The following is a 15,517-nucleotide window of genomic DNA, read 5'->3' as shown; positions in this document are numbered from 1 at the left end:
TCAATCACCCAGTACCAAGCGGGGTTGCGAATCGTTCGCGTAAAGCTGAAGCGCGTTTGCGAAGCATTCGCAATTACGTCGTTGGAGATTTCAATGCCACTCTCTGTTCGGGTGATGCAGGCAAGCCTGCTCGCCATCTCGGCCGCAATCGTTACGCCTTCGGCAGCGGCGCAGACCGTGGATCAGCAGAACGAACGCGTACTCGGCTCGGTGACTGTCAGCGACACCGCGATCGACGAGAGCGAGGCGCAGACTAGCTACAAGGCGAGCCGGAGCACCACCGCGACCAAGACCGACACGCCGCTGGTCGACGTGCCGCAGTCGGTGAGTGTCGTAACCGTCCGCAACATCGAAGACCGCGCGGCGAACGGCATCGGCGAGGCGATCCTCTACATCCCCGGCGTCACCACCGCGCAAGGCGAGAATAACCGCGAGACGCTGGTTTTCCGCGGCAATTCGACGACCGGCGACTTCTTCGTCGACGGCGTCCGCGACGACGTTCAGACCTACCGCGACCTCTACAACATCGACCGGCTCGAGGTGTTCAAGGGTCCGAACGCGATGATCTTCGGCCGCGGCGGGATAGGCGGCATCATCAACCGCGTCACCAAGCAGGCCGACTGGACGTCGGGCCGCGAGGCGCGGGTCGAGGGCGGCAGCTTCAGCTACGTCCGCCTGCAAGGCGACGTGAACCAGGTGCTGAGCGATGCCGCGGCCGTGCGCGTCACCGGCGTGTTCCAGAATGCGGGCAGTTTTCGCGATGACGGCCGCTTTGATCGCTGGGGCGTCAACCCTACGCTGGCGCTGAAGCTCGGCACTGACACGACCTTCCGCCTCGGCTACGAGCATTTCCAGGACGACCGCACCGCTGAGCGCGGCATCCCGGCGCAGGCCCGGATGGGCGGCATCACCGCGACGCAAGTGATCGGCCCGTTCGAGACCAGCCGCCGGACCGTGTTCGGTGACCCCGAGAACAGCCCGACGAACACCAACACCGACGCGGTGACCGGCGCGATCGAGCACCGCTTCAGTGACGCCGTGTCGATCCGCAGCCAGCTGCGCTACGCCGACTATGACAAGTTCTACCGCAACGTGTTTCCAGGCACGATCAACGCGACGGCGCTGACCAACAGCGCGACCGCCACCCAGGCGCCGGGCCTGCCCGTCGGTACCTACGCGCCGGGCACCGTCGTCCAGATCTCGGCCTACGACAACGCGCAGCGCCGCAAGAACCTGTTCAGCCAGACCGACCTGAACGCCGAGGTCGATACCGGCAGCATCCATCACACGCTGCTCGCCGGCGTCGAACTCGGGCGTCAGACCACCGACAACATCCGCTTCGAGGGCTTCTTCCCCACCGCACAGTCGGCGACGGGGGTGCAGACGATCTTCGTTCCGGTGACCGCGCCGAACATCCGCCGTCCCGACGTCATCTGGCGCCAGATCGCGTCGAGCGGCAACAACTACAGTGTCGCCAAGGTCGTCGGCGTCTACGCGCAGGACCAGATCGAGCTGACCCCGTGGCTGCAGGTCATCGCCGGCATCCGCTACGACCATTTCAACGTGAAGCTCGACGACCGCCGCAGCGCTGCGTTCCGCACCAGCGGCACCCCGCCGGTGACGACGCCGGCGTTCTTTGAGACGACCGACACTCTGTGGTCGCCGCGTTTGGGCCTCATCCTGAAGCCCGCGGAGACCGCGTCGATCTACGGCGCCTACTCGCGGACCTATCAGCCGCGCGCGGGCGACCAGCTGGCCGGGCTTAACGTCAACACCGCCAGCCTGGCGCCGGAGAAGTTCGACAACTACGAGATCGGCGTGAAGTGGGACGTGCTGTCCGACCTCAACGTCAGCGCGGCGCTTTACCAGCTCGACCGTGACAACGTGATCGTGCCCATAGATCCCAACAACGCCGCGCTCGGCAACACGCTGGGCGGCGCGCAGCGGTCGCGCGGGTTCGAGCTGGGCGCGGCGGGCAACATCACGCCCGATTGGAGCGTGATGGGCGCCTACACCTACATCGACGCCGAGTTTACCCGAGCCATCTCGGCGAGCGTGACTGCGGGCAAGCGCCTGCCCAACGTGCCGAAGCATTCGGCGTCGCTGTGGACCCGATACGACATCGGCGACCTTGGGCTGGGCGTCGGCGTGATCCATCAGGGCGCGCGGTTCGCCGCGACCGACAATCTGGTTCGGCTCGATCCCTTCACGCGCTTCGACGCCGCGCTGTTCTACCGGATCAGCGACAGCCTGCGGGCGCAGGTCAATTTCGAGAACGTGTTAAACGAACGCTATTTCCTGAACGCGAACAGCAACACCAACCTCTCGCCGGGCTCGCCGACGGCGTTCAAGGCGGGGCTTACCGCGCAGTTCTGATGGACGGCGAAGGGGCGGGAGCGGCGCCGCGCGAGCGCTATGTTCCCGCTCGGCCTCGCTGGCGGGCACTGGTGCTGGTCGCCGCCCTGCATGCGTCCGGTTTCGCGGTGCTGATGCTCGCGCCACCCGATGCGATCCGTCAGCTGGCGCAGACCCGGCTGGCGACGTTCGACGTACGCCTGGCTCCGCCCCCGCCGCCGCTCGAGCCGATCAGCGCCCCACCGCCGCCGCCGCAAGTCGTTGCCCCGACACCCCGCGTGGCAGTGCCCGTACCGCCGCCCCCGATCGTCGTCGACAAAGCACCGGACACTCCCCCGCCACCCGCACCGCCGGTCGTCGCGCCGCGCTCGCCCGACCCCGCCCCGCCGCGACCGCCCGCGCCGCCGGGCGACGTGTCGCGCGACCTGACCGCGAACATCGTTTCTGCGCCGCCGCCGCGGTATCCGATCGCGTCGCGACGCGCGCACGAGCAGGGGACGGTGCTGCTAGACGTCCGCCTGAGCGTCGACGGCCGGGTCGAGGAGATATCGGTTCGCCGCTCTAGCGGCTCCGACCGGCTGGACGATGCCGCCCGGTCGGCGGTGCGCCGCTGGCGCTGGACTCCGACGCTGATCGGCGGGGTGCCGGCGCGGGTTCGCGGGCTCGTCGAAATCCCGTTCGTGCTGCGCTGAGGGTCAGGCGAGCACCGGCGACAAGCGTCGCGAGCGCGGCGACCGCAACGCCGCCAGCTTAGCCCCGATGTCGCCGATCAGGCGGTCGACGGCACCCTCTTCGCGCGACGACACGGTGCGGATCAGCGCGACGACACAGAGCACCCAGGCCCCCACGTGCACCGCGGCCGAGCCGACGGGCATGTCGGAGAAGAGCTGCTCCACCAGCGCGCTCGTCCGCAGGTTCACCACGATCAGGACAACTCCGAGCAGGATCGCCGGTCCGCCCGCGCTGCGGCGCGGCGGCACCGCGAAGGCGAGCGCCAACCACGGCAGCGCCAAACAGAACAGCGCATTCTGAACCCGCGCCAGCAGCGACGAGGTCGCGGGCGCGCGACCGCCGCGTGCCGTTTCGTGGGCAATCAGCGGCCACAACTCGGTGAACGTCAGGCGGTCCATGCGATCGGCCGGGGAAACCGCGGGCGGTGCGGCCGTGCGATCATCGATTTTGAGCGTAAGCCGGCCGAACGTCGTCGCGCGTAGTTGCCCCTCATTGCTTACGACCAGGCGACCCTGAGTCAACAGGACGACCAGCGCTCCGTCGGCATCGCGCGAGATCTCGGCACGTTCGGCGGTCATCGTTTGGGCCCCGTGCCGGATGAACGCGCGAAATCCGCTATCGACGCCGGGTTCGACCAGCAGGTCGGTGTCCTCGGCGACCGCGACGACGCGGCCCAGCGGGATGTCGATGCCAAAGGCGCCGACGCGAGCCGCGGTCAAAAGCGAATCGAGTCGTCGCTCGCCGCGCGGCTGAAGGTCCGCCCGGACCGCGAGCTGGAGGCCGGTCGCGAGTGTCGCAGCGAAAACCGGCATCATCATCGCGCGCGCCGGCCGCATGCCGGTCGCCGCGAGCACCTGCCACTCCCCGCGCAGCGTCAGAGAGCGGATCGTCCACGCCGTCGCCAGATAGATCGCGACTGGATTGGCGATCGCAAGATACTCGGGCAGCAGCGCCAGGAGCGATGCGCCGAGCAGGGGCAGCGGCGCGGACACATGCTCGAACGCCTTCGACAGCCGAGGCAAGTTCTCCAGCGCCAGCATGACGACGATCGCGACGACAACCGTCGCATAGCCGCGCAGCAGCATGCCCGACAGGTAGCGATCGATCGTCCGCACTTGTGTGCTTACGCCGCCTCGCGCAGCGGCACATGGAAGCCGGCGTATAATCCGAACAGGTCGGCGAAATGGGCGTCGATGGTTCGGACAGGTGTCTGCAGGGAGGAGGTGCGGGGGCGCGGCGCGTCGGCGAGCCCGACGATCGCCTCGCGAAGCGCATCGACCTTGGCCGCGGCGTAGCGACGGCTCGACGGATCGTCGGCGTGATCGGCCGCGCCACCGCGATCGGGGACGATCACCGGCGTGCCGCTGGCTCGCGCTTCCGCCGCCGCCATGCAGAAGGTCTCGGCCTCGCAACCGTGGACGAGCACGTCGACGCTCGCCATCAGCGTCGCCAGCGCAGCGCGGTCGCGGATGGCGTCGCCGACAACGACGTGCGGCGATCCCGACGCTTGGACGACCAGCGACCGCCGGCTGCGGCCGTCGCCGATCAGCACCAGCCCGACGGGTGTCGTCACGCCCGCCGCGACCGCCGCGTCGATAACCATGTCCCAGCGCTTTTCGGGCGAGTAGCGGCCGACGCCGGCGAGCAATGTCGCCGAGGGATCGAGCCCGCAGAGGGCGAGCAGCTCGTCGCGAACGCGCGCATCGCGCCGGCGTGGCGAGAACATGCCCGGCTCAACCCCCATCGGGATCGTCGCCGTGTTCCGCAGCCCACCTGCTGCCAGCCGGTTCGCCAGATCGGCGCTGGCGCACACGACCGCGTCGAATGCTGCGTCCAACCGCCGCAAATGCCGCCAGAAGCGGTCGAACCGCCGGTCGATCGTCGCGATCGAGGCGACCCGCCCGAACCAGCGATAGGCATAGGCCGACAGCGGGTCCGCATGCATGACGAGCGACCGCGGCGCGCTGCCTGGCCAGCGCGCGACCATCGAAGCGCTCGACCATGGCGAAGACGCCTCCAGCACGTCGGGCCGCCAAGCGGTGATAGCGCGGTGCAGCGCCGCCTCGTCCCCGAAATAGCGGTAGCGGCGGTCGATTGGCAGCGTCGGCGATGCGACGGACGCAAGAATGGCACCTGGCGCGACTTCGCGTGACTCGTCAGCCTCCCCCGGCACGATGACGACCATCTCGTGTCCGCGCGCCGCGGCGGTGATCAGCTTGCGCTCGACATAGGTTTTCACGCCGCCGCCATGGGGGGTGTAGAATGCGCTGACGTCGACGATCCTCACCGGCAATCCGCTCCATCGTGATTCCGACCATTGCTGAGACGCCGCGGGCCGGCCGAACCGCAGCCGCGATCCACCCTTGTCGGCAGCGCGCGCGCCGTGCACAGCTTTCGACGTGGAAGGGCTGACAGCCGAAGCAGCGCCCGGGGGGCTGGCGCAGGTGTATGTCGAGCGGCGCGGCGAATTGCTGCGCTTCCTGACCGCGCGCGTCGGCGATGCCGCCGAGGCCGAGGACCTGCTGCAGGAGCTGTGGATCCGGATCCAGGCGGCCGACATCGGGCCGGTCGCAAACGGGCGCGCATATCTCTATCGCGCCGCGCAGAACCTGGTGCTCGACCGCGTCACCGCGAGGAAGCGCCGCGCGGCGCGCGAGAGCGACTGGGCGGCGGGAGCGCGCGCGCCGATCCCCGGACCCGAACCGGCCGACCCGGCCAAGGACGCGGAGGCGACGCTGATCGAGCGCGAGGAGACCGCGCTGCTGGCGTCGGCGATCGCCGCGCTGCCCGAGGCGGCGGGGCGCGCCTTCCGGCTCCACAAGCTCGACGGGCTGCCCCACGCCGAGGTCGCCGCACGGCTCGGCATCAGCCGCAGCGGGGTGGAAAAGCATATCGCGCTTGCGATGGTCCACCTTCGCCGCGCGTTAAGGGGCTGAGGTTTGGCGGAACGGCGGCGTCTCAGCGATACACAGGGAGGATGCGGCGACGCGTCCGCGAACAGGGCATGAGCGAGGATATCGAACAGAGAGCGGCGGAATGGCACGCGGCGCAGGCCGGCGAGGACATGGATTGGGACGGCTTCACCGCCTGGCTGGAGGCGGACCCGCGCCACCGCGCCGCCTATGACGAAGTGGCGCTGCTCGACGCGCGGATCGACCGGTCGCGCGACCTGCTGCGCAGCCTGACGGCCCCGGCGGCCGAGGTCGCGCCACGGTCTTCGCGCCGGTGGCTCGGCTGGGGCTCGGCCGCGGCGGCCGCAGTTGCGGCGGCGGCGGTCTTCACATGGCAAACGCCGGCTCCCGACGCGGGGCCGCGCTACGCCGATCACCGCGCCCCGGCGGGCGAGGGCCGCGCGGTGCAGCTCGCCGACGGGTCGTCGATCGCGCTCGATCCGGGCAGCCTGATACGCGTAAGCACCGCGCGCAGCGATCCGATCCTGCTGCAGGGCCGCGCGGTCTTCACCATCCGCCACAACGCCGCCAACCCCACCATCGTCCGCGCCGGACCGTACGAGGTGCGCGACATCGGCACGGTGTTCGAGGTCTCGTCGACTGGCGACGCAGTGCGGGTCGCGGTGTCCGAGGGCAAGGTCGCGGTCGCGCTGGCGGGCGGCGGGCGCGAGACGACCGTGGCCGCCGGTCAGTCGCTGACCGCGTCCGCCGCCGCGGCCGAATGGCAGATCGGCACCGTCCGCCCGGCGGCGGTCGCGGCGTGGCGACGCGGGCCATTGGTGTACGACGGCGCGCCGCTGGCGCTCGTCGCCGGCGACATCGCGCGCTTCACCGGGGCCCCGCTGACAGTCGATCGCGACGTCGCTGCGCGTCGTTTCTCAGGCGTCATCGCGGTCGGCAGCCGCGACGCGATGGCGGGCAGCCTGGCCCAATTGACCGGCCTAACGCTCAGGAAGGAAGGCGATGCGGCGCGTCTGGCCAGCGGCGCTCGCCGCTAGCGCGCTGCCGGCACTGCCCGCCGCCGCCCGGGATGCCGAATACCGCGTGAACCTGCCCCCCGGCGACCTGTCCGACGCGCTGGCGACACTGTCGGCGCAGACCGGCGCATCGGTGGCGACCGACCCCGGCCTGCCGCGGATCGCCGCACGCCGGGTGTCGGGCAGGATGCCGATCCGCCGCGCGCTGGAACGACTGGTCGACGGCGCCCCGGTCCGCGTGGTTCAGGTGGGACCGACCGTCTTCCGCCTGGTCCGCCGCCGCGCTGCCGAACTCGCCGATCCCCCGACCGTTCCGCCCGACATCGTCGTCACCGCGCGCAAGCAGTCGGAGGCGCTGTCGGGTGTCGCTGCGCCGGTTTCGATCTACGTCCCCGACGATGCCGCCGCATCGGGCGCGGCGCGGAGCGCACACGACGTCGCCGCGCGGGTCGACGGGCTGACGCTGACCAGCCTGGGGCCGGGACGCGACCGGCCGTTCATCCGCGGCGTCGCCGACAGCCCGTTCAACGGCTTCAGCCAGTCGACCGTCAGCGTCCAGCTCGACGACGCGCGCATCACCTACGACGCCGCCGAGCCCGGGCTGCGGCTGGTCGACATCGCGCGGGTTGAACTTCTGAAGGGGCCGCAGGGCCCGCTTTACGGCACCGGCGCGCTGGGCGGGGTGTACCGCATCGTCACCAACCGCCCGGTGCTCGGCGCGGTCGAAGGCACGGCGCGGTTCGGCGTCTCGGCGATCGGCGGCGGCGGGCCCGGCGGCGAGGCGGAGGGGGTGCTTAACCTGCCGCTCGCGAGCGACGCCGCGGCGGTCCGCCTGGTCGGCTATGCGGCACTCGACGGCGGCTGGATCGACGACACCGGCGGGCGGCGCAACATCAACCAGTCGCAGACGCTCGGCGCGCGCGCGGCACTGCGCGTCGCCCCCGCCGCGGGCTGGACGGTCGACGTGGGCGGCGCGGCGCAGCAGATCGCCACGCGCGACAGCCAGTATGTCGACCGCCGCGGCGAGGAGATCGGACGTTCGCTGCCGATCCGCGAGCCGCGCGACACGCGGCTGCGGCTGGTCCACGGCACCGTCTCCGGCCCGATCGGTACGCCGATCCTGACGATCGCGACCGCGCACAGCTGGCAGGATCAGAACGACATCTACGACGCCTCGACCAGGCCCGCCGGCGCGGCGCGCGCCTACCGCGACCGCCGATCATACCGCGTGTTCGACCAGGAGGTCCGCCTGTCCTCGGGCGACGGAACCGCGTTCTCGTGGCTGGTCGGCGCGTCCTATCTTGCAGCGACGACGCAGGCGTCGGGCGACTTGCAGGCGGTGTCGCTCGTCTCGGCGCCGATCTTCCGTCTGCACCGCCGCGTGACCGAGGCGGCCGCGTTTGCCGACGGTGCGTTGCCGCTGACGCGCCGCCTGCGCGCGTCGCTCGGTGCACGCCTGTTCCGCACGACCACCGAGGACGAGCTAGAAGAGGAGGCGGGCGGCATTGCCGCAACGACGAAGGCGATCGTCGGCATCACCCCCAGCGCATCGCTGTCCTACGAGATCGTGTCCGGACGTGTCGTCTATGCCCGGTTCGGGACCGCGTTCCGCCCCGGGGGGATCGATCCGTCGAACACCGAGAGCGGCCGCTACGATGCCGACGAGATGCGCAGCTTCGACCTCGGCATGCGGCTGTCGCTCGACCGCGGCCGGCTGGCGATCGACGGCGGGCTGTTCCGGTCGATCTGGAAATACGTACAGTCGGACTATTTGCTGCCCGACGGCCTGATCGCCACGCGCAACGCTGGCGACGCCGATATAGTCGGTGCCGAGTTGGCGATCGACTGGTGGCGCGGCGCGTGGCGACTGCGGACCGGCGTGACGCTGCAGCGCCCGCGGCTAACCCGTGCGCCCGACGGCGCGGACCTGCCGGAAGATCGCCGCCTGCCGGTGGTGCCCGACGCCGCGGGGCGGATCGAGCTCAGCCGAGCGTTCAGGCTGGGCGGTACCCGACTGCTGCCGTTCATCGCGATTAATCTTCAGGGCGCATCGCGGCTCAGCTTCGATGACGGCCTTGACCGCCGGCTCGGCGGATTCGCCATCGCGCGCGCGGGCGCGACGCTGACCCGAGGGCCGCTCGTCGGGCGCCTCGATATCGACAACCTGCTCGACACCCGCGCGGCGAGCTTCGCCTTCGGAAACCCGTTCTCGGTTCGCGATGCCCGGCAATATACGCCGGCGCGGCCGCGGACGCTGAGCGTGTCGCTCTCGCGGGCCTTCTAAGAAAAATCGGCAGCGCATCTGCGGTTGCAACGCGGCTCGTCGTCCTACGGCCATGACGCACGCACCCCCTCTGCTCGCCGAGAATGCGCCGACCGAACGCGATCCGCGCCGGCTGCTGGTCGCGATCCACGACGTGGCGCCACGCCACGAGAGCGAAGTCGACCAGCTCGGCGAGCTGATCGCCGCCGCAGGGGCGACGCAGGTGGCGATGCTGGTCGTTCCCAATTTCTGGGGAAATTCGCCGATCGTGCCGGGATCGGGCTTCGCCGCTCGGCTGCGGCACTGGGCGGAGGGGGGCGTCGAGATGTTTCTCCACGGCCTGCTTCACCGCGACCGGCACCAGCACCGCGCGTGGCTCACCCGGATGAAGGCCAGACACATGACCGCCGGCGAGGGCGAGTTCCTGGGCCTGACGGTCGAGCAGGCGACGCGCAGCATCGCCGAGGGACGCGCGCTGATCGAAGACGTCATCGGGCGCCCGGTTGCGGGCTTCGTCGCCCCGGCGTGGCTTTATGGCCCCGGCGCGCTGACCGCGCTGGCCGACACCGGCATGCCGATTGCCGAGGATCACTGGCGGGTGTGGGAGCCCGCGACGGGCCGCACGCTGGCGCGCTCGCCGGTCATCACCTGGGCCAGCCGCACTCCCGGCCGGATGGCATCGTCGCTCGCCGTCGCCGCCGCCGCGCGGGTCTTGCCGACCCCGCGGATCATGCGGGTCGGGGTGCATCCGGGCGACGTGACCGAACGTGTGATCCTCCACAGCATCGAGGCGACCGTGCGCCGCCTCGCCCGCGGGCGGGCGGTCAGCCGCTACGCCGACCTGGTCGAGGACGCGCCATGCGCGTCCTGACCTTCCTCCACAGCTTCGAGCCCGGCGGGGTCGAGCGTGTCGCGCTGCGGCTGGTCGCGCACTGGCGGGCGCTGGGGGTCGAGGCGCCGCTGTTCATGGGCCGAGAGGACGGACCGTTGCGCGCCGAGCTGGCGAGCGGTTTGGCCTACGACGTGCCGCGGCAGCCGCGGTTCGGTTCGGGGTGGTGGGAGACATTGTGGATGATCGTCACGCTGCCCGCGGCGATCCGCCGGCACCGCCCCGACGTGCTGTTCTGTGCGGGTAGTACCTACACGATTGTCGCGGTGGCTATGAAGTTGCTGCTCGGCCGCGCCTGCCCGCCGGTCGTCGCCAAGATCAGTAACGACGTCGCTCGGCGCGACCTGCCCGCCCCGGCGCGCCTTTCCTGGCGGCTGTGGCTGCGGGTGCAGGCACGCATCATCGACCGTTGGATCGTGATGGAGGAGGCGATGGTTGCCGACGTCCGCGCGGGCGTGGGCGCGGTCCGCTACGCCGTCGTGCCCGATCCGGCGATCTCGATGGCCCAGATTGCGCCACGTCCGCCGCGTGCGGTCCGCGCGCCGGAGGAGGGCCGCCGCTTCGTCGCGATCGGCCGGCTGGCGGCGCAGAAGGACTATCCGCTGATGCTGGCGGCATTCGCCGGTGGGTCGACCCCCGCCGACCGGTTGACCATCTACGGCGGCGGCCCGCTGGAGGCGCGGCTGCGCGCGCTGGCTGCCGACCTAGGCATCGCGGGCCGCGTGACCTTCGCCGGCCATGTCGCCGACGCCGCCGCGCGGCTAGCCGAGCACGACATCTACCTGCTGTCGTCCGCCTACGAGGGCGTGCCGGCGGTGCTGGTCGAGGCGCTCGCCTGCGGCCTGCCGATCGTCGCGACCGCTTGCGGACCCGGGGTCGATGGGGTGCTCGACCACGGCCGGCTGGGACGGATCGTCGCGCGCGACGCCGACGCGCTGGCCGTCGCGATCGCCGCCGCGCGCCGCTGCACCCGCATCGACCCGGCAGCGCACGCGCAGGCGCAGCGATTCACCATCGAAGCCTCGGCGGGCGCGTATCTCGCCGCTTTCGACACCGCCTGCGAAAATGCCCGATCGACGATCCCCAGCCCTGCCACGATCAAGAAAGCCCTGACTTGAACGTTCAGACCATCGAGCAACCGAATTCCGCGGTCACGGCGGCGATGCGCGACGCGCTCGAACCGCTCCGGTCGGATTCCCAGCGCGAGCGTATTGCGCGCTGGGCCGGTGCCGGCCTGTCGCTGGCGATGCTGGCGGCGGTCGGCACCGCGATCGGCGGGTTCGATCTCGCGCGAATCGTCGACCGGGTGCCGGCCGCGCCCGCCTTCTGGATCGTATTCGCCGCCGCCTATCTGCTCGGCCCCGCGTCCGAATGGGTGATCTTCCGCCAGCTGTGGGCGCTGCCGCCGCTCGGCATTGTGCCGCTACTGCGTAAGCAAGTCGCGAACGAAGTGCTGCTCGGCTATTCGGGAGAGGCCCAGTTCTACCTCTGGGCGCGGCGCCACGCCGGGCTGACCGGATCGCCGTTCGGCGCGATCAAGGACGTCGCGGTGCTCTCCGCGCTCGCGGGTAACATCGCCACGCTGGTGATGATGGCGGCGACCGCGCCGCTGCTCGTCCATATCGTCAGCGACACAGTCGCGCGAACCTTCACGGTCTCGGTATTCGTCATCGTCGCCTCGTCGCTGGCGGTGTTCGCCCTGCGCGGCCGATTGTTCTCGCTCGAGCGCCGCCATCTGCGCACGATCTTCGGCATCCACGTCGGCCGCATCCTGCTGTCGATCGGAGTGATCGCGACGATGTGGTCGCTGCTGCTGCCGGGGATCGCGCTGTCGTGGTGGCTGGCGCTGGCGACGGTGCGGCTGATGCTGTCGCGTCTGCCGCTGCTGCCGAACAAGGACGTGCTGTTCTCCGGCCTGACCCTGCTGCTGCTCGGCCGCGATGCCGACGTCACCGCGGCGATGGCGGTGATGGCCAGCCTGATGCTCGCCGCGCACCTGGTCGTCGGCGTGACGCTGGCGGCTGCCGCGCTCGTAGCGCCGGATCGCGCGCGGTGATCATCGCCACGCTGCTGGCCAGCGCGCAGCTGACGTCGTCGCCGGATCTCGGCAAGGCTGCGGGCGCTTGCCGGACGAACGAGACGCGGCCGTCGCTGGTCGTCGAAGTCGCCGGGCTGCGCGACCGCAAGGGGCTGCTCAAGCTCGAACTCTACCCCGACAACGACGCCGATTTCCTGGCCGACGATAACGCGCTGGTCGCCGCGGGGAAAGCATTCGCGCGGGTCGAGGCGCCGGTGCCCGCCACCGGCCCGGTCCACCTGTGCATCCGCGCGCCACGCGCGGGCACCTACGCCGTTAGCCTGCTCCATGACCGCGATGCCGACCGCAAGTTCGGCCTGTCGGTCGACGGTATCGGCTTCACCGGCAACCCCAAGCTGCGCTGGGCCAAGCCCGCCGCCGCGTCGGCCCGCGTGGCGATCGGCGCGGGACCCACCCCGGCGCGCATCGTTCTGAATTATCGGCACGGGCTGTTCACGTTCCGCCCGGACTGATCGCCGCAATTCCGCCACGATCGACCTGCGGTTCTCCGCCGCCGCGCCGTCTCAGTTTCGAGCCTCAAGGGAGCGGGCAGTGATCGACCTTCGCAAGTCCATGATAGCCGCGGGGGCGTTCGCCGCGACGGGCGGCGCCGCGCCGCCGCCGATGCCGCCGACGGTCCCAAGCGCCGTCCGGTTCGACGGCGCTCTGTCGGTGCTGACCTACAATGTGAAGGGCCTGCCGTGGCCCATCGCCATCGGGCGCGTTGCGGCGGCCGAGGCGATCGGCGACCGGCTGCGCCGGTTGCGGCAGCAGGGGCATGCGCCGAACATCGTCCTGCTCCAGGAAGCCTTCACCGACCAGGCGCGGGCGATGGCGGCCTCGGCGGGCTATCGGTACGTCGTCGACGGGCCGCGGGTCGATACGGCTGCGGTTTCGGGACCGCCGCGCGATTCCGGAACGTGGTGGAAGGGCGAAACCGAGGGCAGGCTGGCCGGCAGCGGGCTCCAGATCGCGTCGGACTTCCCGATCATCGCGGTCCGCCGGCTGGCGTTTCCGACTGCCGCCTGCGCCGGGTACGACTGCTTGGCCAACAAGGGCGCGGTGTTGGTGCGGGTACGAATCGGCGCGACTGCGGTTGACGTCCTCGACACCCATCTCAACAGCCGTGGCGCCTCCGGCGTCTCGGACGCGCGGGCCGACCGCGCCTATGCGCTGCAGGCCGAGGCGCTCGGACGGTTCATTCGTGCAGTCCACGACCCGCACCTCGCGCTGATCGCGGGCGGCGACTTCAACGTCGGCGCCGCCGCGCCCCGCCGGGCGGTGCTGGCGGCGGTCGTCGCGCGCACGGGCTTCGCCGGATCCGCGCTCCGCGGCGCCGCGGCGCGCGGGCTCAGCCTGCAGCGCGACGCCGTACTGTCGATGCTGCGCGCGAAGGACTGGCAGTTCTTCCGGTCGGGCACCCGGACGAGCATTGCCGTGACGGCGATCCGGGTGCCCTTCGGCCGCGAGCCGGACGGGGCGATGCTGTCCGACCACATCGGCTATATTGCCGACTATGCCGTGCGGACCCCGCGAAACGGAGGCGACGCATGAGCGTCTTCATTCTGGCGGCACCGTTGGCGCTGGCGCTCCAGACGGCGCCCCCGGCGATCCCGCCCGTGCCGGAGATCAACGCCGGCGCCCCAGCCCCGGCCGCGCCCGTCGCGGATCTCCCGCAGCAATCTCCCCCCGCATCGCCGCCCAGCCCATCGCCCGATCCCACGAACGACGAAAGCGACATCGTCGTCCAGGCGCGACGCAGCGCCGCACGCGGCGATCCGCTGGAAGCGGTCAACGCGAAGACTTTCGCCGCCGCGCAGGCGGTCGACGATGCAGTGCTCGGACCGGTCGCGATGGCCTATGCGCACAAGATGCCAAGCCCGATCCGCAGCGGCCTGCGCAACTTTCGCTACAATCTGCACGAACCGGTCGTGGCCGTGAACTTCCTGCTTCAAGGCAAGCCCGGCAAGGCTGCCGAGACCGTCGGTCGCTTCGCAGTCAACACGACGATCGGCGTCGCCGGGCTGTTCGACATGGCAAAGCGCGGGGCGTTCAAGCTGCCGCGCCGCCGCAACGGCTTCGCCAACACGATGGGCTTCTACGGGATCAAGCCGGGTCCGTTCTTCTTCCTGCCGCTGATCGGCCCGACCACAGCGCGCGACCTGGTCGGCAACATTTTTGACCATGCTGCGCTGCCGCTGTCATTCATCAAACCGCTCAGGACGCCGGCGTACACGATACCGGCCCGAACCATCACGATCTTGGACCATCGCGCCGAGTTCGACGAGCAGTTGCAGACCATACGTGCGTCGGCCGATCCTTACGCCGCCCGGCGCGATTTCTACCTCGCCAAGCGACAGGCCGAGATCGACCATTTGCGCGCGCGCGATACCGTGATCACGACAACAAGCGAGTTCACCGCAAAATAGCTGCGATCTCGCCATCAATTAGGCTCGTTCACGATGTGGCTGCGCCAAAACAATTCTAGTAAAAGTTCATGAGGCCGGGGTCGGCGCTAGAATTGGAAGCGAACGCTTCTGATTCATGTCGCAGCCGAGCAAGTGGAGAGGGGCCGCGCAAAACGCAGCCCCTCTTAAAACGTCATGCAGCCAGCGCGTAACTTTTTGGAAATAGCCCGGTATGGGCCCACCATTTCTCGCTCATCGTTTTGCGCGCTCGGTCGGTGCGGACCCACGTCTGCCGAACGCGTCCGACATCCGTGTGCGCCGGATCGAACACCCTCGTCGTGATCAGCAGGTGGACATGGGGCAGGATTTCCGCGACCCTGTCCTCTTCCGGCCGGTAGTGGATCGCCCAATCGGCGATCATGCCCTGGCTGGCGATGTGGTCCTCGCAGAACCCCTCGATCAGGTTGCGCCAACCGTCCTTCCCCTCGTGAAGCGGGAGTGAGCCAACCGCGTGCGCGCAGACCGGTTCATCGGGTCGATACAGTGCGGCGTGTTGGTCTGCCTGTGTCCAGAGCCTGATCCCGTCGAGCGCCGGAATGTTGGCGCGCTGCGGTCCGCATCGGCCGCTTGCGACAAGATCGTCCCGGAGCGACCAGTCCGGCGTTGGACCGTAATCGTCAATGCCGTGCAAACGATTGACGTAGAGCCAGCTGGCCCGCGCGGTACGGTGGGTCCTGAGCAATTCGGGCGTGTACCGCCCGGCGTGCTCGCGCACGGGGTAGCGGATGTTGAACGGGCGGACGTGGTAGAGCGTCGTCATTAGGTTTTTTCCTCTCTTGCTGGTTCGGCCGACGATGGCCGCTGT

The 15,517-nt window shown here is 70.1% G+C and carries 14 protein-coding genes; 11 read left to right on the top strand and 3 right to left on the bottom strand.

Annotation, left to right across the window (positions count from 1 at the left end; translation table 11 throughout):
- The first annotated feature begins 93 nt into the window (after positions 1 to 93).
- Complete coding sequence (locus JW805_03305; GenBank protein ID MBN2971043.1) at positions 94 to 2,376, top strand: TonB-dependent siderophore receptor; 2,283 nt, start codon at positions 94 to 96, stop codon at positions 2,374 to 2,376.
- Complete coding sequence (locus JW805_03300) at positions 2,376 to 3,047, top strand: energy transducer TonB (protein ID MBN2971042.1); 672 nt, start codon at positions 2,376 to 2,378, stop codon at positions 3,045 to 3,047. Before JW805_03305 ends, JW805_03300 begins: the two co-directional genes overlap by 1 nt.
- 3 nt (positions 3,048 to 3,050) lie before the next feature.
- Here the strand turns inward: JW805_03300 and JW805_03295 are convergent, their stop codons facing one another.
- Together JW805_03295 and JW805_03290 are read right to left on the bottom strand one after the other, a co-directional pair.
- Positions 3,051 to 4,202 (bottom strand): LptF/LptG family permease, encoded by a 1,152-nt coding sequence (locus JW805_03295; protein ID MBN2971041.1) that lies wholly within the window; start codon positions 4,200 to 4,202, stop codon positions 3,051 to 3,053.
- An 8-nt stretch (positions 4,203 to 4,210) separates the two neighbouring features.
- The gene (locus tag JW805_03290) at positions 4,211 to 5,374 is read right to left on the bottom strand and encodes a glycosyltransferase (GenBank protein ID MBN2971040.1); all 1,164 of its coding nucleotides are present in this window, start codon (positions 5,372 to 5,374) and stop codon (positions 4,211 to 4,213) included.
- Between the two features lie 112 nt (positions 5,375 to 5,486).
- Between JW805_03290 and JW805_03285 the strand changes: the two genes are divergently transcribed.
- The 9 genes from JW805_03285 to JW805_03245 all read left to right on the top strand — a co-directional run bounded on the left by JW805_03285 (position 5,487) and on the right by JW805_03245 (position 14,673).
- A complete protein-coding gene (locus tag JW805_03285; GenBank protein ID MBN2971039.1) occupies positions 5,487 to 6,023 on the top strand; it encodes an RNA polymerase sigma factor in 537 nt (178 codons plus the stop codon).
- A gap of 41 nt (positions 6,024 to 6,064) precedes the next feature.
- Entirely contained in the window at positions 6,065 to 7,036 is a 972-nt protein-coding gene (locus tag JW805_03280) for a FecR domain-containing protein (protein ID MBN2971038.1), read from the top strand.
- The gene (locus JW805_03275) at positions 7,002 to 9,299 is read left to right on the top strand and encodes a TonB-dependent receptor (protein ID MBN2971037.1); all 2,298 of its coding nucleotides are present in this window, start codon (positions 7,002 to 7,004) and stop codon (positions 9,297 to 9,299) included. Before JW805_03280 ends, JW805_03275 begins: the two co-directional genes overlap by 35 nt.
- Before the next feature lie 52 nt (positions 9,300 to 9,351).
- Positions 9,352 to 10,149, top strand: coding sequence for a DUF2334 domain-containing protein (locus JW805_03270; GenBank protein MBN2971036.1), 798 nt, complete (start codon positions 9,352 to 9,354; stop codon positions 10,147 to 10,149).
- The gene (locus JW805_03265) at positions 10,137 to 11,285 is read left to right on the top strand and encodes a glycosyltransferase (GenBank protein ID MBN2971035.1); all 1,149 of its coding nucleotides are present in this window, start codon (positions 10,137 to 10,139) and stop codon (positions 11,283 to 11,285) included. Before JW805_03270 ends, JW805_03265 begins: the two co-directional genes overlap by 13 nt.
- Positions 11,282 to 12,223 carry a hypothetical protein gene (locus JW805_03260; GenBank protein MBN2971034.1) on the top strand — a complete coding sequence of 314 codons (942 nt, stop codon included), beginning with the start codon at positions 11,282 to 11,284 and terminating at the stop codon, positions 12,221 to 12,223. The genes JW805_03265 and JW805_03260 overlap by 4 nt, the downstream gene beginning before the upstream one ends.
- On the top strand, positions 12,220 to 12,717 hold the full coding sequence (locus JW805_03255; GenBank protein ID MBN2971033.1) for a DUF2141 domain-containing protein: 498 nt from the start codon (positions 12,220 to 12,222) through the stop codon (positions 12,715 to 12,717). The genes JW805_03260 and JW805_03255 overlap by 4 nt, the downstream gene beginning before the upstream one ends.
- 79 nt (positions 12,718 to 12,796) lie before the next feature.
- Positions 12,797 to 13,798: an endonuclease/exonuclease/phosphatase family protein gene (locus tag JW805_03250; GenBank protein ID MBN2971032.1), complete on the top strand. Its 1,002-nt coding sequence runs from the start codon at positions 12,797 to 12,799 to the stop codon at positions 13,796 to 13,798.
- The gene (locus tag JW805_03245; protein ID MBN2971031.1) at positions 13,795 to 14,673 is read left to right on the top strand and encodes a VacJ family lipoprotein; all 879 of its coding nucleotides are present in this window, start codon (positions 13,795 to 13,797) and stop codon (positions 14,671 to 14,673) included. Before JW805_03250 ends, JW805_03245 begins: the two co-directional genes overlap by 4 nt.
- A 172-nt stretch (positions 14,674 to 14,845) precedes the next feature.
- On the opposite strand, the gene JW805_03240 is transcribed toward JW805_03245, so the two are convergent.
- Entirely contained in the window at positions 14,846 to 15,472 is a 627-nt protein-coding gene (locus JW805_03240; GenBank protein MBN2971030.1) for a MobA/MobL family protein, read from the bottom strand.
- Positions 15,473 to 15,517: the final 45 nt, after the last annotated feature.

The sequence above is a fragment of the Roseomonas aeriglobus genome (assembly GCA_016937575.1).
In the GTDB taxonomy this organism is placed as follows: Bacteria; Pseudomonadota; Alphaproteobacteria; order Sphingomonadales; family Sphingomonadaceae; genus Sphingomonas; species Sphingomonas aerigloba.
The sequence above is the reverse complement of the archived record's forward strand: the minus strand, read 5'-3'. Positions and strand labels throughout refer to the sequence as shown.

What these genes read in the sequence shown, in the direction of transcription:
- JW805_03305 (MBN2971043.1), top strand. Translation starts at nt 94, where the DNA reads ATGCCACTCTCTGTTCGGGTGATGCAGGCAAGCCTGCTCGCCATCTCG.
- JW805_03300 (MBN2971042.1), top strand. Translation starts at nt 2,376, where the DNA reads ATGGACGGCGAAGGGGCGGGAGCGGCGCCGCGCGAGCGCTATGTTCCC.
- JW805_03280 (MBN2971038.1), top strand. Translation starts at nt 6,065, where the DNA reads ATGCGGCGACGCGTCCGCGAACAGGGCATGAGCGAGGATATCGAACAG.
- JW805_03275 (MBN2971037.1), top strand. Translation starts at nt 7,002, where the DNA reads ATGCGGCGCGTCTGGCCAGCGGCGCTCGCCGCTAGCGCGCTGCCGGCA.
- JW805_03270 (MBN2971036.1), top strand. Translation starts at nt 9,352, where the DNA reads ATGACGCACGCACCCCCTCTGCTCGCCGAGAATGCGCCGACCGAACGC.
- JW805_03265 (MBN2971035.1), top strand. Translation starts at nt 10,137, where the DNA reads ATGCGCGTCCTGACCTTCCTCCACAGCTTCGAGCCCGGCGGGGTCGAG.
- JW805_03245 (MBN2971031.1), top strand. Translation starts at nt 13,795, where the DNA reads ATGAGCGTCTTCATTCTGGCGGCACCGTTGGCGCTGGCGCTCCAGACG.
- JW805_03240 (MBN2971030.1), bottom strand. Translation starts at nt 15,472, where the DNA reads ATGACGACGCTCTACCACGTCCGCCCGTTCAACATCCGCTACCCCGTG.